The sequence below is a fragment of the Granulicella sibirica genome, from assembly GCF_004115155.1.
In the GTDB taxonomy this organism is placed as follows: Bacteria; Acidobacteriota; Terriglobia; order Terriglobales; family Acidobacteriaceae; genus Edaphobacter; species Edaphobacter sibiricus.
On sequence record NZ_RDSM01000002.1, the window covers coordinates 541,339 to 563,069 of the forward strand.

Here is a 21,731-nt window from a genome sequence, read left to right on the forward strand (position 1 = left end):
AATGTGTACTGGTGTCGGTTCAACGGAATTGTAGTGCCTTTTTGGGACAATCCGTTACAAATTGGGACGGAACTTTAGTTTGCGGAGGGTAATAGATATTGTGAACTCATGGCAACCTAGATTTGGAACGGTGAATGGACGCGAAATTTATCCCAGGCGTGGAATGGTAAGTTGACGCAAACGGCTGTATAAGGGTCCTCGAAGCTTGTTCTGCCCGAGGTGTCCGGTGATTGCTTCTTCTCTTCTATCCGTTGTATTGCTAGGGCTTACGGGACTTGGGCCTGCCACTCCCGCGCCTCCCGCGGCGGGTGGTGATGTTGCAGCGAAAGCTACCCCGGACCTGGTCGAGATTACGCTCGAGCGTAAGAAGAACGGCAGGGTCGAGCCCATGGCGACCGGACACGTATTCGAGACGGGAGACGTGATCCGAATGCGGTTAAACAGCCACTACCTGGGGTACCTATACGTTATGAACCAGGGGACATCGGGGCGGTTCTCGACGGTGTTTCCGTCGGCGGACACCGGGAGCGACAATCGCGTCCTACCTGACAAGCAGTACCTTGTACCGGCGGTGGATGAGGGATGGTTTGAAGTGCAGGGACCGGCCGGGTTTGACGTGCTTTATTTTCTGTTGAGTCCGACCGCGCTTGCGACGCCGACAGCTTCGAGCTTCGTGGCTCCGGGGCCGGTGTCTTCGATGAAGCCGCGATGCAACGATCGGATCTTCAGGGCGCGGGGTGAATGCATGGACGACTCAGCCGGGCCGGCTGCTCTGCCCAAGGAAACTGAGCTTCCGGCCCCGCTGAAGCCTATCGCTGGAGAGGCATCGCGCGATATTGTGTTCTCGAAGAAGAAGGGCGATGCGACCGTGACGGTGGCCGGACCACAGGCGGCGCCAATGCTCTACACGTTCCGGTTGGCGCATCAGTAGAAATCCATTTGGGCTCCATGTGAGTATTTAGGTCAGGATCCACGCTATGCGATTCTTACGAGTTCTCCTGCTTTTCCTCGTGTCGGTTTTCATTACCTCTCTGGTGATGGGGCAGACCACGCCGGCGCCTGATCCACCGTCTGCTACCGACCAGGGTGCGACGCGTGACCTGAAGGCAATCCAGCAGAAAGGCGCGCAGGCGGCGGTGACGATTCCACGCAGTTATGCGGTCGTGATCGGAATTGCTACCTATAAAAATCTCCCGGCTTCCGCGCAGCTCGAGTTCCCGAATCGCGATGCGGAGGATATTTATGCGGCGTTGATTAGTCCTGAGGGTGGACAGTTTCCTGCGGAGAATGTGCATAAGCTGATCAACGATCGGGCTACGGTTGCGAACATTCGGCATGAGATCGAGGAATGGCTTCCTTCGGTGACGAAAGAGAACGATCGTGTGCTGATCTACTTCGCGGGCCATGGATTCGTTTCGAGCGGCAAGGGGTATCTCGCGCCGTATGACGTCGACATTCATAATGTCGCGAACAGTGCGTATCCGATGGACTCGCTCGGTGCGGTGATCGGCGGCAAGATCAAAGGTAAGTGGAAGGTGCTGATCACGGACGCCTGCCACTCGGGCGCGATCACTCCGGAGGCGGACCGGAAGCAGGTGAACCAGACGCTGCTTGATGTGCAGAAGTCACTGTTTTCGCTGACTGCGAGCAGGGACAGGGAACAGAGCTTCGAGAGCGAGAAGTGGGGCGGCGGACATGGGATCTTCACGTATTACGTCGTGAAGGGGCTCGAAGGTGAGGCGGATACGAATGGGGATGGAGTTGTCGATGCGGATGAGCTTGGCGAATATGTCCATACGAACGTTCGACTAGCCACCGATGCACGCCAGAATCCGACGAGCGAGCGTGGAAGCTTCGATCCGAACATGGTGCTGGCCTACAACGCGACGCGGGTGAAGGCGAACCTTCCTCCGCCGCAGTATGGCAACCTCATTGTTGAAGCCAACATGGACAACACCGAGGTGTGGATCGATGGGCGCAGCGCGGGGATTGTAAATAAGGATAAGCCTTTGCGTTTGCCGGGTATTACTCCGGGGGCGCACACCATCAAGGGCATTCATCTTGGGTACGAGCCGGATGGTCCTCGCGAGGAGCAGGTGTATCCGGGGCAGGATACGACGGTGACGATCCGGATGCTGATTGCGCGGCGTGCGAGCCGGGCCGCGGTGGATGAGTTCGATAAGGGGATTGAGTTCTATAACAAGGGCTTCGAGGAGAATTACAAGAAGGCTGCGGACCACTTCGAAAGGGCCATCCAGATCGACCCGAAGTATAGCCAGGCTTACCTCTACCTTGGACGCGTCGAGAATGCTCTGTTTGAGGATCAGAAGGCCCTGACAGCGCTGAAGAAGGCGATCGAAATCGATCCCGACTACATGGAAGCGCGTTCGGGCTACGCGGCTGCACTTTTGGACGCGGGTGATCTTGATGAGTCTATCCGGCAATTGAACGTTGTGACTCGCAGAGAGCCGGATCGTGGGACGGCGTGGTATCTGCTTTCGCAGGCGTATGCGCGGAAGGGAGACTTTCCGGATGGCAAGACTTCGGCGCTGACGGCGATCAAGCTGACGCCGAAGAACGCCGAGGCTCACTTCTGGCTGGCGGAGTGTCTGCGGCAGTTGAAGGAACCGACCGAGGCGATGCAGGAGTACAACAGTTACCTGCTGCTCTCGAACTTCGATACGGGTAAGGCGGGGCAATTGAACTACTACGTCGCAGGCTATCTACTTGGGATGGGTCGGAAGAAACGGGCGGCGCAGACTGATATCTGGAAGGAACTGCGGGGGCAGGCTAATCTCGGCCTGTGCGATAGCGAATACATGGAGAAGCAGCTCGATCCGGCGATCCGGGATTGCAATGTTGCGTTGACCTATCTTCCGAATGACCTGTTTACGAACTACCGGCTGGGTGTGCTGTATTCGGAGAAGTTCAATCAGCAGCAATCGCTTGGACTGCTGGCGGCGGCGAAGACGCACTTCGATGCTGCTATCGCGGCGAACCCCGATGCAAACGAGGCGGACAGGGCCAGGAAGTACGTGAAAAACATCGATGGGGTTTTGGCACAGGTGAAGTAAGCGATCAGAAGAGCATAACCGCGAGGAAGAGGAAGACGGTCCCGGTGAGACAAAACAAGGCGGCGTGCAGGCGGTCGCTTTTTACCTGTCGGATGAGAGCCACCATCAGGACCTCGTCGCACATCGAGTTGAGCAGGTCGTTATCGCTCGTGGCCTTCATGACGCTCACGTAGCTGTTGTGGGTCTCGGAAAGAACGTCTCCAAGGTTGTCTCGAACGGTATGGAGGAGCCAGTGATGCGCCTTGTTGTGACCGATGTAAAACTTGGGGCCCTTCGATCCGAGAAGGCTGTTGGATGGCTTGATGGTGGGGAAGATGACACGCATGCAAACCAGCAGTGTGATTGTGGTGCCAGCCATGAAGGCAATGAAGAGGGCATGATGATGCGGGCCGACGTTCGCGGCTGTACGCTGCAAGGCGCCAGCAACCATGGCGGAGAGGAGGGGCACACAGAAGGCGGCCTTGGTATCGAGGAAGCGGATGGTTCCCTGAGTGTCTTCGACTACCCTGTAAAGGAAGGTCAGGCGGCTCTCGAGCCTCGCTTCCTCGGTAAGTTTTTCTATCTCGCCGGCAACATCGAGTTCGGAGCCCGTGGTGGAAACATCACCTTGCATGAGCGGGAGTCTAGCAGAAAAGCAGGTTTCCTCAGATTGTGTTTGCTGAATCGGGCGGGCGACGATACGCTAGCTCGGAGCCCTTCACTTGCCTATTGAAGCACCCAAATCGACCTGGTTTCTGGCCATGCTTCTGCTCCCCGCAATGTCGCTGGCACAGGCTCCCGCGACACCTCCCACAGGGGATGCGCCTGCAACCGGACAGACCCCGCCGGGGCCCTCGAGTGTGCAGGAAGTGAATCGAGACCAGGCTCCGGCGACGCGGATTCCGCAGCAGAAGGTGATATTATACGCCGCGCTGCAGGGTGTCGTTCTGAGTACGGCTGGAGCGCCCGTTCCTGGGTTGCAGGTTCGTTTGACCGGCACGGGGCAGAGCGTTTCTATGCCTGCGGCTGTGACGTCGGCGGATGGAGTCTTTCGTATCCTGCACGTTCCCCCTGGGAGCTATCAGCTTGTCCTGACGCGCCCTGGTGGCGGTTCGCTGGAGAGGCCGCAGGTGGAGTTGAAGGCCGGCGAAGTGTTATCGGTTGAGATCCGAGTGCCGGAGATCCCGTCGAGTTATGGGCGACCGATTACGCAGGATCAGATGGATGTTCTAGCCGATGGCTCCTATAAGGAGTTGAGTCGCCGTCCAGATGCGGATGGCGCGGTGGTGGTGCCGAAGGAGGTGCCGCTGCAGCCCTCGTCCGCGAACTTCCAGCCCCAGCGCGACCGATGGGAGGCCCCGATGCCCGACTATCACCGGTACGGCCCCCGTGATGAATCGCTCTTTGTGTACGGTCATTGGTACGATCCGTTCAACCGCAATGTGCTCAAGGCAGATAAGCCGATCTTCGGCAAGACGTTCTTTGCTTTTACCGGAAGCTCGATCACGGCTGTGGATGGACGGCGTCTCCCGACGCCTGCGGGACAGGCCACGCAAACTCCGGATTCTCCGTACTTCTTCGGCAAAGGTGGGCAGTTCTTCCTGGCCGAGACGGTGCGGATGACCTTCGATCTCTTCCACGGAGATACGGCTGCGTTTCGCCCGGTTGACTGGCGCGTGCGGTTTACTCCCGCGGCCAACATCAATTACCTGCGCGCGAGGGAATATCAGGTCGTGAGCCCTGATGTGCGTGACGGGACAACTCGCGTGGACGGGCACCTCGGGTTGCAGGAAGGCTTTGTCGAAGTGAAGGTGCACGACTTCGGTCCGAACTACGACTTTGCAAATATCCGTTTCGGAATCCAGCAGTTCGTGTCTGATTTTCGTGGCTTCATCTTCGCGGATGAGCAGCCGGGCGTTCGGTTCTTTGGGAACCTGAAGTCCAATCGCATCCAGTACAACGTTGCGGGCTTCGACCTGCTGGAGAAGGATACGAACAGCGGGCTGAACAGCTTCCACCGGCGGGACCGCGAGGTCGCGCTGGCGAACATATACATCCAGGATTTCTTCGCGCAGGGATATACGGCGCAGTTCAGCTACCATTTCGTTCGGGATAACGGCAGGTTGTACTACGACAATAATGGGCGTATTCAGCGACCGGCTCCCGTTGGAAATATTGCTCCGCACCGGATCGACGCGAACTACTTTGGATGGACAGGCGACGGGCACATCGGCAAGTACAACATCACGCATGCGTTCTACCAGGTGCTGGGTGATGATACGTTTAACCAACTCGCGGCGAAGCGGCAGGATATCAACGCCCAGTTTGCGGCGGCGGAGGTCTCGAAGGATCACGACTTCTACCGTGTTCGCGCCTCCTTTCTCTACTCTTCGGGCGATGACGACCCACGAGGTGGAACCGGGCACGGCTTCAGCTCGATCGTCGATGGCGTGGCCTTCGCCGGTGGCGAGTTTAGCTTCTTCAATCGCGAGGGCATTCCGCTGACCCGTGCGGGCGTGGCGCTGACCGCTCCGGATAGCTTTCTTCCGGATCTGCGATCGAGCAAGGATCAGGGGCAATCGAACTTCGTGAACCCTGGACTGTATCTTTACAACGCGGGCGTCGATGTCGATCTGACACAGAGGCTGAAGATCGTCGGGAATGTTAACTTCATGCAGTTCGCGCGGACACAGTCGCTGATCTTCCTACTACAGCAGAACGGGATTCGACGGACAGTTGGAGTTGACTCGGGTATTGGGGTGATCTACCGGCCGAGGCTTTCGGAGAACATTTCTATTCACGCGGGTGCGACGGATCTTATACCTCTGCGTGGGCTTCGCGATATCTATACGAGCCAGACTTTGATTTCGGTATTTGGAGCCATCAAGTTCCAGTTTTGAGCAGCATGCTTCGTTGTTGGATAGGATAGGGGCCACTCCTGATGCTTGACTTTTTCCGAACGTTCGCACGCCGCGCAGATCACGTCTCCGTACGCCGGGGGCTCGTGGTCGCGGTGATGCTTTCGGCGGGATTGGCGATTGCGCGGATGCAGCATGTGCAAGGTGTTGAGGCTCGGCAGCAGGCGCAGCGCGAGGGACAGGCCGAGGCCGCGCAGATAGAGACGCCGCACCAGATCACGTCAGCCAGTGGCGGGAAGATCAAGGTCGCGGGGCATCCGGGAACGGGGATTCGGCAGGGCGAATCGGCTGAGGACGCGCAGAAGTCCAGCGTGGGATGCGTCAGTTGCCACACCGGGATTGAGCATCCGAACATGCACTCCGAGGACACCGTGACGCTTGGATGCGCGGACTGCCACGGTGGGCGAGCGGAGGTCATGGTGGCGGGTGAGCGGGGCTCCAAGGAATACGCTGCTGCTGAGATGAGCGCGCACGTGCAGCCGCGGTTCCCTCAGGACATGGAGCAGGGCGGGAATCCCAAGCGGGTGTATACGCGCTGGCTTAGGGAGAGCTACGAGTTCGTACGGTTTGCCAACCCGGGCGACTTGCGGGTCGCGCCGGAGACGTGCGGGGCATGTCATGCCAACGAGACGCGCAATGTGAAGACGAGCATGATGACCCATGGCGCGATGCTGTGGGGAGCGGCTCTCTATAACAACGGAGCGTATCCGCTGAAGAACCCACACTTCGGCGAGAGCTACGACATCGATGGGAAACCGGAGAGACTGCGGACCTTCCCGCCCCCGACCGCGCAAGAGACGAAGATGAAGGGCGTTCTTCCGTATCTCGATCCGCTGCAGCGTTGGGAGGTGTCGGAACCGGGGAACATGCTTCGGCCTTTCGAACGCGGCGGTGAGAAGAAGTCGGAGATCGGCAATCCTAGTCCGGAAGAGATGGCGGGTAAGCCGGACACGAAACTCAGCGACCGTGGTATTGGGACCGACCTGCGCACGGACCCGGTGTTCCTCGGACTGCAGAAGACCCGTCTTCTGGATCCGCTACTTTCGTTTCCGGGTACGAATGATCAAGCGGGAGACTATCGTGGGTCGGGCTGCTCAGGCTGCCATGTCGTCTATGCGAACGACCGTGATCCGTTGCATTCGGGTCCGATCTCGATTTATGGCAATCGTGGTCAGAGCATCAGCGAAGATAAGACGGTCAATCGCGGAGAGCCGGGACATCCGCTGACGCACTCGTTCACGAAGATGATTCCGTCGTCGCAGTGCATGACTTGCCACGTGCATCCCGGCACGAACATGGTCACGAGCTACTACGGATTTACCTGGTGGGACAACGAGGCGGATGGCAAGACGATGTATCCGGAGAAGCAGCACAACCCGTCCGAGCAGGAGTTGCATGATGTTCGGGTGAGGAATCCGGAGGGCTCGGCGCCGCGCGGAAACTGGGCCGATCCAGACTTCCTGCTGCGGCTTGGGACGAAGGACTTCAACGCGAACCTAAAGGATACGCAGTTCGCGGACTTCCACTCGCATGGATGGATCTTCCGCGCGGTGTACAAGCGCGACCGTAAGGGTAACCTGCTCGATAAGGATGACAAGAAGATCCTGGCGGACGATCCTGAGGCGCTGGGCAAATCGGTGCATCTCGCGGACATCCACCTCGAGAAGGGCATGCACTGCATCGACTGCCACTTTACGCAGGACGTGCACGGCAATGGCAAGCTGTACGGCGAGACCAGGAACGCGGTCGAGATCGGCTGCGTGGATTGTCATGGGACGATTCAGCAGAAAGCGACTTTGAAGACGAGCGGACCGGCTTCGGCCAACGACCTATCTTCGAATTTGCTGAGGATGCGGACGCCCTTCAAGCAGGCGCGGTTCTATTGGCGTGATGGCAAGCTCTGGCAGCGGTCGAATGTGGATGAGAAGGTGGAGTGGGAGGTCGTGCAGACCCTTGATACCATCACTCCGGGTAACGAGCACTACAGTGAGAAGTCGAGGCTGGCGAAGACGCTCCAGACGGATGGCGTGACGTGGGGCCATACCGATGACATGAAGAAACTGGCTCATAACGACAGTCGGATGACGTGCCAGAGCTGTCACTCTTCCTGGACGACTTCATGCTTCGGATGCCACCTTTCGATGTCGGCGAACCAGAAGATGCCTATGCTGCATAACGAAGGCGAAACGACACGTAACTGGACTGCTTACAATTTCCAGGTGCTTCGCGACGATGTCTATATGCTGGGCATCGATGGGACGCCTACTGGGAACAAGATTGCTCCGGTACGGTCGGCCTGCGCGGTTGTGGTGAGTTCGCAAAATGCCAATCGCAACTGGATCTATCAGCAGCAGCAGACGGTGTCGTCGCCCGGGTTCAGCGGTGAAGCGTTCAGCACATATGTACCGCACACAGTCCGGGGTAAGGAGACGAAGGGCTGCACGGATTGTCACGTATCGGCGAACGGCGACAACAATGCCTGGATGGCGCAGTTGCTGGTGCAGGGAACCAACTTCCTCAACTTCATGGGCAAATATATCTATGTCGCGAACGGCGATCATGGATTCGAGGCAGTTCCGGTGGCGGCAAGCACGGAGCCTCCGGTGATCGCTGGAAGCGACTTCCAGAAGCTCGCTTATCCGGCGGACTACGAGAAGTTCGTGAGGGGCGGCCGGTTCCTCAAGGGCGCGCTGGAGCATGAGGGTGAGGACGTGCTCGACGTGCAGCTTCGTGGCGAGTACTTGTACGCAGCGATGGGCAAAGGCGGCTTCCGGGTGTTCGACGTGGCGAACGTCGACATCAAGGACGACTCGGAGCGTTTGCAGACTGCGCCCGTTTCACCCCTTGGGCAGAAGTTCTACGTCAAGACGAAGTATGCGACGTCGGTGGCCTCGCCTTCGACGCTGGCTCTTGATCCGCTGAGAACGCAGATTGCGGAAAACGAGGAGCAGGGAATTCATCCCATGTACGCATTTCTGTACGTGACGGATAAGTTCGAGGGCTTGGTAGTGATTGGCGATCCGAAGAAGGGCGTTGGGACGCTGCTGGATGGGAACCCGCAGAACAACTTCCTGAAAAGGGCGCTGGCGTTCAATCCGGATGGAGTGCTCGATGGCGCGCGGCGAATTACGATTGCGGGCACCAACGCTTACATCCTGGCCGATAAAGGCATGTTCGTGGTTTCGCTCGAAGACCCGCTTCACCCGAAGGTGATCGGCTCGTACCCGGAGATTCACGATGGGCGCGGGGTCGCGGTGCAGTTCAGGTATGCGTTTGTGGTGGATGCCGAGGGGATGAAGGTCTACGACATAACGCATCCCGAGAAGCTGCGCCGGGTGGGCGATACGGTTCCGTTCGCGGATGCAAAGAACGTCTATGTCGCGCGCACGTATGCCTACGTCTCAGCGGGGAAAGACGGTATCGGGATTGTCGATGTCGAGCATCCGGAGCATCCAAAGATGGACATGATGTTCAATGCAGGTGGGGCTTTGAACGATACGCATGATCTGAAGATCGGTATGGTGGCTTCGAGCCAGTTTGCATTCGTTGCCGATGGAAAGAACGGGATGCGAATCGTGCAGCTCTTTTCTCCGGGGACCCAGAGGAACTTTTATGGATTCTCACCGGAGCCTGTGCCGCAGTTGATCGCCACGCGCAAGATGAAGGGCGAGGCGCTGGCGATCTCGAAGGGAATCGATCGCGATCGGGCGGTCGATGAGAATGGGAACCAGCTTGCCGTGTTTGGACGGCGCGGGGCCCGGCCGCTGAATGGCGAGGAGATGCGAAAGATGTATTTGCGGGCCGGCGAGCTCTATACCGTGACGGACGATCCTCCAGCGGCTGCTACTCCAGGGAATGCGGTGGCTGCGGTTCGCTAAGCTCTCGGGCTCACGCTAAGCCATCCACAACGCCTGGTTTCTTCCGCCCTCTTTCGCCCGATATAAGGCGGTGTCTGCCCTTTGGAAGATATCTTCCAGTTGATCGGCCTTTCCCCTGTAGGTTGCGACTCCGACGCTTACTGTGAGACGCATGGGCTCTCCCCCCTGCTTTGAAGCACCCTCGGGCCGCTTCATCAGGAGCTTCTCGATGTTGATTCTCACCCTCTGCGCCACAATGAGGGCCGCGTCCTGCGAGGCTCCCGGGAGAAGTGCGACAAATTCTTCGCCGCCCCAGCGTCCGAGGATGTCGATGCCTCGCACCGAGTCCTGCATCTTCTCGACGACGCCGATCAGCATCTCGTCTCCACCGATGTGGCCGAAGCGGTCGTTTATCTGCTTGAAGTGGTCGAGATCCATCATCAGAAGCGAGAACGTCGATCCCTTGCGCCGACTCTTATCGATCTCTCGTTCACACCATTCCCGGAAGACGCGCCGGTTGTATATGCGGGTGAGTGGATCCGTGCTGGCCATTTTCTCCAACTCGGCGCTGAGTTCGGCGGTTGTCATCCAGAAGAAGCCAAAGGCGATCCCCAAGGCGACGGTGATGAAGACGACGAAGCTGATCGTCACGAGATCCCCTGCGTAGGGCTGTCGCTGGAACCTGGGAATAAACAGAACGGCAAGGCTGCGGAAGATGTTGACGGCTATAAATCCGGTAAGGATCGTAGCGCAGAAATACATGGGCATGCGCGCCCTGTCCTTCGCGCCGCGCAGAAGAAGCAGGATGGTCTCGCAAACCTGGATCGAGACGAGAGCTCCTATCAAAGCGATCCGCATAGCCGGGTGAGGGTGTATAGACGTCATCGCCGCAAAAGCAACTACCTGCGAAGCAAGCAGCGCAACGCCGAGCCTGGGGAAGAGATTCTTTCTTCCGCTGAGCTCGAGAGCGCCCACGTGCAGGAGAATGAACGAGCCGAGGATGAGCATGTCGGACAAGAGCACGGAACATACTCTTGGCACGAGCCCGTATAGCATCATGAGCGTGACGCCCGCGCATCCCGCAGCGAACCCTCCGCCCAGCCAGCCGAGTCCTTTAAGCCGCGGGTTACTCCATCGCACGACCAGTAGAGCCACGCTCCCGCAGGCGAGAAGCGAGAAGGCGAGCAGTAGGATGCTCGTAGCGTCTATCTTCGAGAGAGTGATTGAGATGGACTGCGACGTAGGAACCTGCCTTCCGGCTGCCGCCTAATGCACTGCCGGCGACATCGAGAACATGCGATCATGCACGTCAGCCTATGCTTTCTGGACAGGAGCGAACATCCGCTTTCCGTGGTATCCACATCCGCTTTCCGGGGGATTGACGAACCGCTCATTTTCCAACGAGGCGATGACATGAGTGACCTCTGTTTCAGTCTCGCCTGCCCGACTTCGCATCCAAATCCATGTAGCAGGCTATGAAGCACATTCTCCTCCAACCCGACTTCCAGGCCTGGCGCGAAGCGGCCCGGCAGGCACTTCACGATGGGTATGCTCCCGATCAGCTCGACCTGCAGGATGCGGCGTCCCCAGCTTCGCTCACGTTGTCGCTCGAGGCTGACGAGGCACCCGTCGGCACTCCGTTTCCTCATCCCCGGGCATCCAAAACCTTCCTCGAACTTGCAACGTACGCCGCAATTCACCGGGATCCCACTCGCTGGAATCTGCTCTACCGTGTCCTTTACCGGCTTCAGACCGAGCCAAATCTTCTGAAGATCGAGACCGATTCTGATGTCCTGCAACTCACACGCTTCTCCGCCCAGGTACACCGCGACTTGCACAAGATGCATGCGTTTGTGCGCTTCCGCAAAGTGCTGCGACCGGGGGAATTGATTCTTCCCGATCCGGAAGCGCGTCCCGTCGTGATTGACGAGCCTCTCGTTCAGACTGATCCGGCCGATCCATCGCCACACCATCTCGTCCTCGCGACTCCGACACCGTTTGGAGTCGTTAAGACAGAGATTGAGCAGTGCGCACCGCCGGATCCTCCGGTCCCCGACGAAGACGAGAACTGCGAGCACTTCATCGCCTGGTACAAGCCCGACCATCGCATCCTTCCGCTTGCAGCACCGTTCTTTGCCGACCGCTTCTCCATTATGCGCTGGACGATTCTTACTCCCGACGAGAGCGTTTCGTGGAGCCCTGCGACCAGGAAGCTCGTCTTTTCGCCGGGGCTTCCTCGCGAGTCGGCACCTGCCGAAGACGAATTGGAAGACCTCTGGCGCAGTTATTATGCGAGCATCTTCAACCCGGCCCGCCTCAATCCCGAGGCTATGCGCTCCGAGATGCCAGTTCGTTACTGGAAGGATCTGCCCGAAGTCAGCCTTCTTCCCACACTCATCACGCAATCCAAGACCAGGGTCGCCACCATGGTCTCCAGGCAGCAGGAAAAGCCGTCCGCCGAGGCTTTCATACCAGCCGATCACTCTATCCCAAGCCTGCAGGCCGCCCTCCCGAGCTGCAAGGGTTGCGATCTCTACTGCCATGCCACGCAGGTGGTCCCCGGAACCGGCAACATTCGCAGTAAAATCATGCTCGTTGGTGAGCAGCCGGGAGACCAGGAAGACATGCAGGGGCTGCCGTTCGTCGGACCGGCGGGCAAGGTGCTTGACCGAGCTCTCAACGAGCTTGGAATGGACCGCTCCGCTCTCTACCTCACGAACGCCGTCAAGCACTTCAAGTTTGTCCAACGCGGAAAATTCCGGCTGCACCAGAATCCCCGGATGTCCGAAATCATGGCCTGTCGTCCATGGCTTCTCGCAGAGATCGAAGCCATTGAACCAAAGGTCATCCTATGCCTTGGAGCGAGCGCCTCAAAGTCCCTGCTGGGAGGGACATTTGCCCTGATGCGCGATCATGGCAAACTGATCGAGAGCCCGTTGTTCGGCAACGTCATGGCGACGATTCATCCCAGCGCTATCCTTCGTGCCAGGGATCACGAGACGGGCGACGAACTATTCCGCTTTCTGAAGGAAGATCTGGGCGCTGCTCACAAATACGCGATCGCTTGAACGCGAAAGGCACCCGCCGAGTCTGATCACAAGACTCAGCGGGTGCCTCAAGCCTCTCCGTCGTGCTTACTTGACCGTCACCGTGATTAACTTCGTTGTGCTTCCGAAGTGGTTGTTCGCGACCAGCGTATAGGTAGTTGTCACGGTGGGATGTACTGCCGCCGCTGTTCCTCGCACCGCGCCGATCTCTGGCGAGAGGACATAGTATGACGAGCCGGTTGCCGCCCAGGTAAGGGTGACCGCAGTACCGCTGGCCACAGCCGCCGTTGCTGAAGACTTTAATGCTGAGATCACAGGAGAGGTACCCTTCGGGATGGTCGTTGCGATGATGGGCGTTCCCATCGTGACTACCTCGAAGGCCGACGCAGGAACCGTTCCAAGCTCGTGTAGATCGTCGTTGTTCCAGCGCGAGTCAGGGGTTCCGCTGAGGTAAAGGTTGCTGCCGTTATCCGCCACGATCATTCCATACGTCTTAAGCGCGGTAAGGATCACCTTCGTCTGCGGCGTAAAGGTAGAGATGTCGTAGGTGGCCTTCAGTCGCAGGCGGGCTCCCATCGGGAGGAGATTCGTCGCAGTATTCGTCGAGGCCCAGTGCGTTGCCGGGGCGACAAAGGCTTTGCGTGAGCTGGCTACCGTGAATCGAAGAGCGTGATTGATCTGGCCGGAAGCTACCTCGTCATAACGAGCGAGTCCAGGAAAAATCGGGAGCCCCGCCGCATCCGCCGACGTCCATTGGTAGGGACGGCTGTTGTTGTTCGTGATATCCCACACGGCACCCGAGTCCGCATTCCAGGATCCGTCGCTCTGCAAATAAGAGTCGTCGAGTTCGTAGAGGAAGCAGTTGTCTCGATCGAGAACAAGCACGTGCCGGTCTCCGGCCGCAGTGCTCGGGTATCCCTCGTAGAGTGTCGAGGCGGGGATCGGCATCGGGCCGGCATCGCTCTCCGATCCATACGCCTGGTAGTTCACCTTGACCTTGGCTTGTCCGCTGACGACGATATACGGAATACCCATGTAGCTTCCGTCGTACTCTCCTGCTCCGAAATCGGCATGCATCTTGCTCGTCCCCAGCTTGGCAATGAGAGCGGCTGAATTCGGATCCACTGCCGCGCTTGCCACGCTCTGTCGCCAAGGATCTGTCACTAGGAACGGAATGAAGCCATTGAGCCCTGCGCCTTGTCCAAGGGTCATGGCAGAGCAGGTGGGAGTAGCCGCCTGTGATGAACCGGTCGATGCTGCGAGGAAGGTCAATGCGAACAATGCTGCCGCGACTGTCTTCAAATGGGCCCCTTGTCTTATGGTAGGTGTGCCTCCGGGCGCAAAACGGTCTGCGAGGAGAATCGTTTGGGTGTTCCCCAGGGATACGCTTTAGGCTCAATGGCTTGGTTGATGGAGCAAGTGTAAACGGGCTTACTCATTGGGGAAACGGCCCGAAAGTCGTACCGTGGATGCAAGGAAGACACTCACACTGCGACCAAGGCAGGCGAAACCGAGGGTTTCAAACTCCGCTGATTGTATTAACTCTACCTCAAGGTTGGGTGCCTTTCCAGGAATGATCGAATCGGTTTGCGGGGCTCCCATAGCAATTTTCAGAGACTAGAGACCATCGCTCTCTCCTTCATGAATGTCTCGTTTCCTCGCCATTGACAAGGGCGAATATGATAAAAGGTAGCCGGAGCAAAGCGGCCTTACGGCTTCCACAGGATCGACGCACCGGAAGGACAGGACGCGCAGAAGGAGCAATCCAGCACCATGACCACACTCTCAGACCTCACGACTTACGACGCCACGACGTTTGCCCTTCAGGCGCTTTCTTCTCCCGGAAAGCTCGCCGCAACCCTTGACCATACTCTCCTGAAACCGGAAGCTACGCGCGCCCAGGTGCTTCAGCTCTGCGCTGAAGCCGCTGAACATCGCTTCGCGTGTGCCATGGTCAACCCCTTCTGGGTTGCGACCGCAGCCGCTGCTCTCGCCGGCACCGGCATTCCCGTCGGCGTTGTGATTGGTTTTCCGCTCGGAGCGAGTCTTTCTGCTTCCAAGCGCGACGAGACCGTGCGCGTTCTGAAGTACGGTGCGCACGACGTCGATATGGTCCTGAATGTTGGCTTGCTAAAGTCCGGAACCGCCGAAGACTTCGAGCATGTGCAACAGGATATTCGTGGGGTTGTCGAACTCGCTCACGGTTCTGGAGCCATCGTCAAAGTCATCCTTGAAACCTGCCTGCTGAGCTTCGAGGAAAAGCATCGGGCCGCCGAACTTGCCTTGGCGGCTGGAGCTGATTTCCTCAAGACGAGCACCGGTTTTTCCACCGGCGGAGCGACCGCGGACGACATCACCCTGCTTCGCAGTCATGCTGGCTCACGCGCCGGGGTAAAAGCCTCGGGCGGGATTCGTTCCCTCGCTGACGCAACTGCGATGCTTGAAGCGGGAGCGAACCGGATCGGTGCTTCGGCCAGCGTTCGAATCTTGGCTGAACTCAGGGGACAGGTCTCCAACCAGCCGATTCCCGCAGGCTATTAGTTGTCTTGCTGCTTAGTGCGAAGGAAGAAGCTGGTCGATGCGGAAGGCAGGGTTTTGCTTCTCGTCACCTTGAGCTACGGCTACCTGGTGGGGCTTTACCTCGTGGTATTCGTGGCAGAGATAGCAGCCCGATTCAGCGTGTCCGGTGCTTAGGACCGGACCCTGAGGGTGGCTCTCGCCGTCGTGACAGCGCTGGCAGGTGGCGATTTTGGGCAGCAGGAGGTCTTTGCCGCTTGTGCTCTTGAGGGCGTCAGCGTGGCATTCCTCGCACTGGACGGCGCTGTGGGCGGTGTGGCTGAAGAGCGCGGCGGAGAAGAAGCGGTCCGGCTGCTTCGACGGTGTGACAGCTGGGGTGGGGAAGACCGCGTTCGTCATGTGGGGGAACATCTCGACGCCAGCGACGGTGTGGCAGAGGGCGCACTTCTCGCGGAAGAGAATGGTCTCGGCTTTGTTGAGGGCTTCACCGTCGTTGGGGTGAAGGATGGCTTCCTTGGTGCGGACAAAGGCAAGCGCTTCTGCGGAGGTAGTGTGCGGAGCTTGTTCTGCAGTAGCTTTGTCGAACTCGAGTGAGTGGCAGGAGCGGCAGGAGTTCTCGAAGCTGACCGGAGCCATGATGCCGGAGTGAGCGGTGTCGCGCCCCTTGGCGTCTTCGATCTGGTGACAGCTTGCGCACTTGAGAGTGACCGGGCCCTTGCCCGGAGGTCCGCTGAGGCCCTGCTTGAGATGGTCGGCGTGGTTGAACTTGAGGCCGAAGGCGGCCTCCTTCACTTCCATCGAGGCGAGACGCAGGGGACGGAAATCGGGGTGGCCCTTGGTGAAGCTATCGATGTGCGCCGCGACCGAGGGGATGCCCTTGCTGACTTCGAGGTTGGCGTGGCATTGGGTGCAGCCCTTGTTCGGGCTGGCGGCAAGATGCATGGATCCAACGTGCTCGATGTGGCAGGAGCTACAGGGTTGAGTGACTTTCGTTAGGTCGGCATGATGCGGGCCGGACTGGTGGCAGCTCTGACAGGCCGAGTCTGGGACGTGGCGGCGGTTGCCGATGACGGGGACCCATCCCGCTCCGCTGACGACGGGGATGTGACAGACCTCGCACTTCTGGCCGAAGACGGCATGCGAGTTGGAGATGGGGCCGGCGGAGAAGGCGTTTGCACTGCGGAAGCCGGAGATGCTGACCCACAGGACAGCCAGAACGAGGGCACCGGCGGCGAGGTACCACTGCCAGAGCCGGATGGGCGAGCCCTTCTTGAAGTAGTCGAGGTCGTGCCGCTTTGCGACGGATTTTGTAGTGCGTTTACGGATCGCCAAAGCGGACTCCTTCCTTTCGTGATTGGGGCTGACCTACCGTAACTGCGTCTATCGGAAGCGCTAATAGCGGAGTGCGACGACAGCGTGGATGAAACCGAGCAAAAGAAGCGCGGCGGAGAGGGGCAGGTGGCAGAGGAGCCAGCCATGGAGCAGGTGGTGGAGACGGAGTTGGTGGTCGAGCTGACGTTTTTCTTCGGTGACATCCTGGACGGCGGTGATGGGTTCCCAGGCGGTCTGGGGAAAGAGCTTGCGATAGTTGTCGAACTCTTCGGCGGCTCGCGTCCGGTTGTACATCGTCATCTTGACGGCCTGGGGACGGTCGGCGGCTAGATAGGGGCGGATCTCGGCTTCAAAGAAGAGGTTGAAGGCCGCGACCTCTTCACCGAGCTCGGGGACGGTAAGCATTGTCAGGACGACGGTGGCTCCGGCACCACGGGCGGGGGCGAGCATGTCGGTGACGTTGGTGACGTGGACTTCGGCTTCCTTGACGAGTTGTTCGCGAATGACGCCAATCTGGTCGTAGATAGTCTCGTAGGGGACTTCCCGGAACATCTTCGAAGGCAGCGTGTGCTGGAGGTACGCGCCGTAGACACCGCTGAGAACGACGACGATGGTGAGAGTGAAGAGGATGAATGCGAGCAGACCGCGAGCGTGGAAGGCGGCGTGGAAGAGCATCATGGGCAGGGCGAGGAAGCCGAGCCAGAGATGGGCCTTGAGCCATAGATAGCTGCGTCCGATACGGATGACAGGGAAGCGCTTGCGCACGCTGAGGAGGGCGGCGAAGACCATCAGGCCAAGTGTGATGACGCCGAAGGTGATGCCGATGCCGGTTCCACCGCGTGGTGTGACGGTGGTGGCATAGGGCACGTAGACGATCGTCGAGAGGACGATAGCGCCGACAGTGAACCAGAGCCACGGCTTGTGGGTCTTGTCTATGCGCACGTGGACCTCACGAGGCGCGCGACTCTATTTCCGGACGTTTGCGGGAGCCGCATCTACTTGGAGACCTCATCGAGATTGGTTCCGAGCAGGCCGGCGAAGAACTCGTTCGGCTTGACGCGGTGCGCGGCGTCGTGCGGGCAGGCGTAGACGCAGCTTGGTTCCTTCATGTCGTGGCAGAGGTCGCAGGAGGTAGCCTTGCGGACCTTGCCCTTAGTGCCGGCGTCCTTGCCGTCGCGCTCGAACTCGTGAACAGTGATGTTGCCGTAGGGGCAGTTGTTGGCGCAGAGGCCGCAGCCGACGCACCAGTCCTCGATGATGACTTCGAGTGAGTTCTTGCGGCGGATGGAGCCGACCGGGCAGCCAACCATGCAGAGGGGGTCGCGGCACTGGCGGCAGGAGGTGGCGACGAGGTACTTGTCGAAGCGGACGCCATCGCGGAGGAGACGGGTGACGCCGTCGTGGGCGTCGGCGCAGGCCTTGACGCACTGGTCGCAGCGTGTGCATTTTTCGAGGTCGAGGATGAGGAGGGACTGCGCATCCATCAGGCCCTGGGCTAGGAACTGGTGAAGTGGCTGGCTGGAGGATTTCTCCGTCGAGCGCTGGAGGGCGAATGTATTTTCCTTGTCGCGCTGGCGGGCCACGTTCTCGATCTGCATGCGCACTTCAGGGAAGCGCTTGAGCATCGCATGGAAGTCAGGAGCGTGGATCCGCACGACTTCGACGTGATCGAGGGCGGTGCAGGTGGCGGTGCGGGGCATGTCGCGCAGCAGGCCCATCTCGCCGAAGTAGCCACCACGCGGGAGGTAGGCGAGAACCATTTGTTCGTTGTTGCGCATCTGCGAGACGCGCACGAAGCCGATGCGGATGAGGAAGAAGGAGTCGGCGGGCTCGCCTTCGGTGCAGATAACCTGACCGGGGGCGTAACGGATGAGCTCGACGCGGTCACGGAGGAGGTCGATGAAGTCGTCGGAGATCGTGGAGAAGATGGGCACGCTGCGGAGATGGGTGCCGAGCGCGCGTCCGCGATAGTTGGCCTCAAGCTTGGCGCGGAAGGTCTTGTTCTTCTGCATCACGTCGAGGACGTTGCGCAGCATCTCGAGCATGACGCAGTCGGTCTTGGCGCGCACGGTAGCGGAGCGCGGGTAGAAGGACATGCAGGTCATTTCGCCGAAGAGGTCGCCTTCGTGAAGCTGGGCGATGGGGTCGTTGTAGGGCAAATCTACGGGGGCGTCGATGCGGATGTGGGACGGGGTGGTACGCTCGCCTTCGCGGACGTCCTGGGTCTTCGGGAGGATCTGGCTGATCATCTTCTTGAAGAAGCCATCGGTCTCGTTGGAGGTGGTGACGTGGGCGCGGGGGGAGCCTAGGAGAATATCGACAGTGCCTTCGAGGATGTAGAAGGCTGTTGAACCGTTTTCGCCCTCGCGGACGATTACCTCGCCGGCCTTGTATCTGCGCTTGACAACGGCGCCCTGGTTGAGCTCGAGGAAGGTTCCTGAGACGCCCTTGAAGACGGGAAGGGCGAGAAGTTCGGAGGTCTCGACCGAGAAGGCCTTATTGGGTCCGATCTCCTCGAGGAGATTCTGGCCCAGGACCTTCTTGTTCGTGAGGGCGCCGGTGGGACAGGACACCATGCACTCGCCGCAGGAGACGCAGGAGGAGTTGCCCATGGGCTCGTTGGAGTCAAAGGCGATGGCAGCGAAGTAGCCTTTGCCCTGGCGGGCGATGACGTTGTTGTGGCGGATCTCGGAGCAGCCGCGGATGCACCGATCGCAGAGGATGCAGGCGGAGTAATCGACGTGGATGGCAACCGACGAGTCGTCGGGCTGCATGACGGGGACGGCGCGCTGCTTGAAGCGATTGGCGGCGGGAAGGACGCCGGCAGCGGCGGCCTGGGTTTCGAGTTCACAGTCGTGGCTCTGCTGCTGGCGGATGCAGGGTGACGGATGATCCGAGAGCATGAGCTCGTAGAGCGTGTTGCGCACGGTCTGAATGGGTTCGGTCGCAGTCTTGACGACCATGCCAGGCTCAGCCTTGTGGACGCAGGAAGCCTGAAGTGCTCGCTCGCCGACATCGCAGACGCAGATGCGGCAAACGCCGATGGGAGTCTGGTTCTGCTGGTGGCAGAGGACGGGGATCGTGATGCCGGCGAGTCGCGCTGCGTCGAAGACGGTGGTGCCGTGGGGTACGGTGACTTCGACCCCGTCGACGGTGAGCGTCATGAGCTCGTTTTCGTGGCTCATAGCGTGCTCCCCGAGAAACAGATCCCGGCGGTGCACACGTGGTCTTCGATGTGCTGCCTCATAAGTTCGGGAAAGTGCTTCTGCACGGACTGAATGGGGGCGGGCGAGATCTGCCCAAGGCCACAAAGGCTCGCGGTGCGAAGGACGTTCGAGAGATCCTTGAGGAGCTTCTCATCGCCGCCGTGGTTGACGCCCTGGGTCCAGTTCTCGATGAGGTCGACCAGCTTCTGCGTGCCGATGCGGCATGGGGAACACTTGCCGCAGCTCTCGTTGCGATAAAAGCGGCTGGCGACGAGCGCCATGTCGAGCATGCAGGAGGTGTCGTCGCAGACAACGACGGCTCCGGAGCCAAGCATGGAGCCGACGGCCTTGACCTTGTCCCAGTCGAGGGCAAGGTCGAGTTGCGAGGCTGGCAGGTAGCCTGAGGATGGGCCGGAGGGGGCGAAGCCGATGATCTCGCGACCCTCGAGTGGGCCTCCCGCATAGCCGTAGATGAGTTCGCGGTAGCTGATGCCCATCGGAACTTCGAAGACGCCGGGATGCTTGACATTGCCAGTGACACCGACGAACTTGATGCCCGCCGAGCCGTTCTGGCCGATGTCGTGATACCACTGACCCCCTTTGCCGAGGATCGTGATGGCATGGCAGAAGGTCTCGACGTTATTGAGCGCGGTGGGCTTGTTCCAGACGCCGGAGTTTACGGTGCGGGGCGGTTTGTTGCGCGGCTCGGAGCGGTTGCCCTGGATGGCTTCCATGAGGGCTGTTTCTTCGCCGCAGATGTAGCCGCCGGGCGACACGAAGACCTCCATGTCGAAGTCAATGCCCGTACCCATGATGTTATTGCCGAGAAGGCCGAGGGCGCGAATGCGATTGAGCTCTTCGTTAAGGACTTCGGTCTGTAGTTCGTACTCGTGGCGGATATAGAGATAGCCGTACTGCGCTCCTACGATGGCCCCGGCGATCATCATGCCCTCGAAGACCATGTGGGGCAAGTACTGGAGGATGAATCGATCCTTGATGGTGCCGGGTTCGCTTTCGTCGGCGTTGCAGACCACGAACTTTTCGATGCCGGGCGACTTGCGTGCGCCTTCCCACTTGATGAAGGTCGGGAAGCCTGCGCCACCCATGCCGCGAAGGTCGCCGCCTTTAAGGAGAGCGAGGACCTCGTCGTAGTTCTTCTGGGCGATGACCCTGCGGAAGATGCCGTAGTGTTCGGCCTCGGTGGCGTAAGGGTCGCATTGAATCGTCATGCCACGTTCTTCGGGGCTGCGCGGCGCATGGCTATGCTCTTCGCCGCGTGGGCTTACGAGTTCGCGATCGACTTCGGAGACGACCTGACGGAAGTTAGTGTGCTCATGATAGTGCTCGTTAATGCTAACGATAGGGCCGTGATCGCAGCGGCCGACACAGGAGATATCGCGCACCTGCACCTGCTCGGAGGCGCTTGCGTACTGGCGGCTGAGCTGCTCGCGCAGCTTGCGTGCGCCGAGGAGGTGGCAGGTCATGTCGTCGCAGACGCGGACATCGACGCGAATGGGTGGCTTGAGGCGGAAGTGCGGGTAAAAGCTGGCGACGGTGTGAACGTCCTTGACGGCGACGGCGCGGCGCGTTGCAATCTTCTCGATCTCGCGCATGGGGACGTAGCCGATGGAGTCCTGAACATGGCGCAGATCTTCGAAGACGCCCAGCTTGTTACGGCCGGGTTCGATGTTCACGAGGACTTCGGGGAGAGCCATGCTGGTACGTCCTTGATGTTTCCCGTAGGTTCGAAACGTTGTGGAGTCGTTGGCGAAAATATAGCAGACCCATCCTGAATTTTTGC

At 59.4% G+C, this 21,731-nt stretch carries 13 protein-coding genes; 6 read left to right on the plus strand and 7 right to left on the minus strand.

Annotation, left to right across the window (positions count from 1 at the left end; genetic code table 11):
* Positions 1–226 precede the first annotated feature (226 nt).
* Both GRAN_RS13230 and GRAN_RS13235 read left to right on the plus strand, forming a co-directional pair.
* Positions 227–931: a DUF4384 domain-containing protein gene (locus GRAN_RS13230; RefSeq protein ID WP_128913495.1), complete on the plus strand. Its 705-nt coding sequence runs from the start codon at positions 227–229 to the stop codon at positions 929–931.
* A 46-nt stretch (positions 932–977) separates the two neighbouring features.
* Positions 978–3,074 (plus strand): tetratricopeptide repeat protein, encoded by a 2,097-nt coding sequence (locus GRAN_RS13235; protein WP_128913496.1) that lies wholly within the window; start codon positions 978–980, stop codon positions 3,072–3,074.
* A 4-nt stretch (positions 3,075–3,078) separates the two neighbouring features.
* Here GRAN_RS13235 and GRAN_RS13240 read toward each other — a convergent pair whose 3' ends face one another.
* The gene (locus tag GRAN_RS13240; protein ID WP_128913497.1) at positions 3,079–3,687 is read right to left on the minus strand and encodes a Pycsar system effector family protein; all 609 of its coding nucleotides are present in this window, start codon (positions 3,685–3,687) and stop codon (positions 3,079–3,081) included.
* An 88-nt stretch (positions 3,688–3,775) separates the two neighbouring features.
* Between GRAN_RS13240 and GRAN_RS13245 the strand changes: the two genes are divergently transcribed.
* Both GRAN_RS13245 and GRAN_RS13250 read left to right on the plus strand, forming a co-directional pair.
* Entirely contained in the window at positions 3,776–5,953 is a 2,178-nt protein-coding gene (locus GRAN_RS13245) for a carboxypeptidase-like regulatory domain-containing protein (RefSeq protein ID WP_128913498.1), read from the plus strand.
* Positions 5,954–5,994: 41 nt separating this feature from the next.
* Positions 5,995–9,849 (plus strand): LVIVD repeat-containing protein, encoded by a 3,855-nt coding sequence (locus GRAN_RS13250; RefSeq protein WP_128913499.1) that lies wholly within the window; start codon positions 5,995–5,997, stop codon positions 9,847–9,849.
* Positions 9,850–9,864: 15 nt separating this feature from the next.
* Here GRAN_RS13250 and GRAN_RS13255 read toward each other — a convergent pair whose 3' ends face one another.
* Positions 9,865–10,851, minus strand: coding sequence for a GGDEF domain-containing protein (locus GRAN_RS13255; protein WP_161570966.1), 987 nt, complete (start codon positions 10,849–10,851; stop codon positions 9,865–9,867).
* Positions 10,852–11,303: 452 nt separating this feature from the next.
* Here GRAN_RS13255 and GRAN_RS13260 point away from each other — a divergent pair, with 452 nt between their 5' ends.
* Positions 11,304–12,896 carry a UdgX family uracil-DNA binding protein gene (locus tag GRAN_RS13260; RefSeq protein ID WP_128913501.1) on the plus strand — a complete coding sequence of 531 codons (1,593 nt, stop codon included), beginning with the start codon at positions 11,304–11,306 and terminating at the stop codon, positions 12,894–12,896.
* 66 nt (positions 12,897–12,962) lie between these two features.
* Here GRAN_RS13260 and GRAN_RS13265 read toward each other — a convergent pair whose 3' ends face one another.
* Complete coding sequence (locus GRAN_RS13265; RefSeq protein WP_128913502.1) at positions 12,963–14,015, minus strand: hypothetical protein; 1,053 nt, start codon at positions 14,013–14,015, stop codon at positions 12,963–12,965.
* A gap of 633 nt (positions 14,016–14,648) precedes the next feature.
* On the opposite strand from GRAN_RS13265, the gene deoC reads away from it, so the two are divergent.
* Positions 14,649–15,416: a deoxyribose-phosphate aldolase gene (gene deoC / locus GRAN_RS13270; RefSeq protein ID WP_128913503.1), complete on the plus strand. Its 768-nt coding sequence runs from the start codon at positions 14,649–14,651 to the stop codon at positions 15,414–15,416.
* Between the two features lie 12 nt (positions 15,417–15,428).
* On the opposite strand, the gene GRAN_RS13275 is transcribed toward deoC, so the two are convergent.
* From GRAN_RS13275 to GRAN_RS13290, 4 genes are read right to left on the minus strand one after another with little or no spacing between them, the layout of a single operon-like run.
* Positions 15,429–16,724 carry a cytochrome c3 family protein gene (locus tag GRAN_RS13275; RefSeq protein WP_128913504.1) on the minus strand — a complete coding sequence of 432 codons (1,296 nt, stop codon included), beginning with the start codon at positions 16,722–16,724 and terminating at the stop codon, positions 15,429–15,431.
* Positions 16,725–16,784: 60 nt separating this feature from the next.
* Entirely contained in the window at positions 16,785–17,666 is an 882-nt protein-coding gene (locus tag GRAN_RS13280) for a hypothetical protein (RefSeq protein ID WP_128913505.1), read from the minus strand.
* Positions 17,667–17,719: 53 nt separating this feature from the next.
* Positions 17,720–19,909 (minus strand): cyclic nucleotide-binding domain-containing protein, encoded by a 2,190-nt coding sequence (locus GRAN_RS13285; RefSeq protein ID WP_128913506.1) that lies wholly within the window; start codon positions 19,907–19,909, stop codon positions 17,720–17,722.
* Positions 19,906–21,645 (minus strand): NAD(P)H-dependent oxidoreductase subunit E, encoded by a 1,740-nt coding sequence (locus tag GRAN_RS13290; protein ID WP_128913507.1) that lies wholly within the window; start codon positions 21,643–21,645, stop codon positions 19,906–19,908. The genes GRAN_RS13285 and GRAN_RS13290 overlap by 4 nt, the downstream gene beginning before the upstream one ends.
* Positions 21,646–21,731 lie beyond the last annotated feature (86 nt).

Excerpts from the sequence above, each read along its gene's own strand:
- GRAN_RS13235 (WP_128913496.1), top strand. The coding sequence starts at position 978 with ATGCGATTCTTACGAGTTCTCCTGCTTTTCCTCGTGTCGGTTTTCATT.
- GRAN_RS13240 (WP_128913497.1), bottom strand. The coding sequence starts at position 3,687 with ATGCAAGGTGATGTTTCCACCACGGGCTCCGAACTCGATGTTGCCGGC.
- GRAN_RS13250 (WP_128913499.1), top strand. The coding sequence starts at position 5,995 with ATGCTTGACTTTTTCCGAACGTTCGCACGCCGCGCAGATCACGTCTCC.
- GRAN_RS13260 (WP_128913501.1), top strand. The coding sequence starts at position 11,304 with ATGAAGCACATTCTCCTCCAACCCGACTTCCAGGCCTGGCGCGAAGCG.
- deoC (WP_128913503.1), top strand. The coding sequence starts at position 14,649 with ATGACCACACTCTCAGACCTCACGACTTACGACGCCACGACGTTTGCC.
- GRAN_RS13285 (WP_128913506.1), bottom strand. The coding sequence starts at position 19,909 with ATGAGCCACGAAAACGAGCTCATGACGCTCACCGTCGACGGGGTCGAA.
- GRAN_RS13290 (WP_128913507.1), bottom strand. The coding sequence starts at position 21,645 with ATGGCTCTCCCCGAAGTCCTCGTGAACATCGAACCCGGCCGTAACAAG.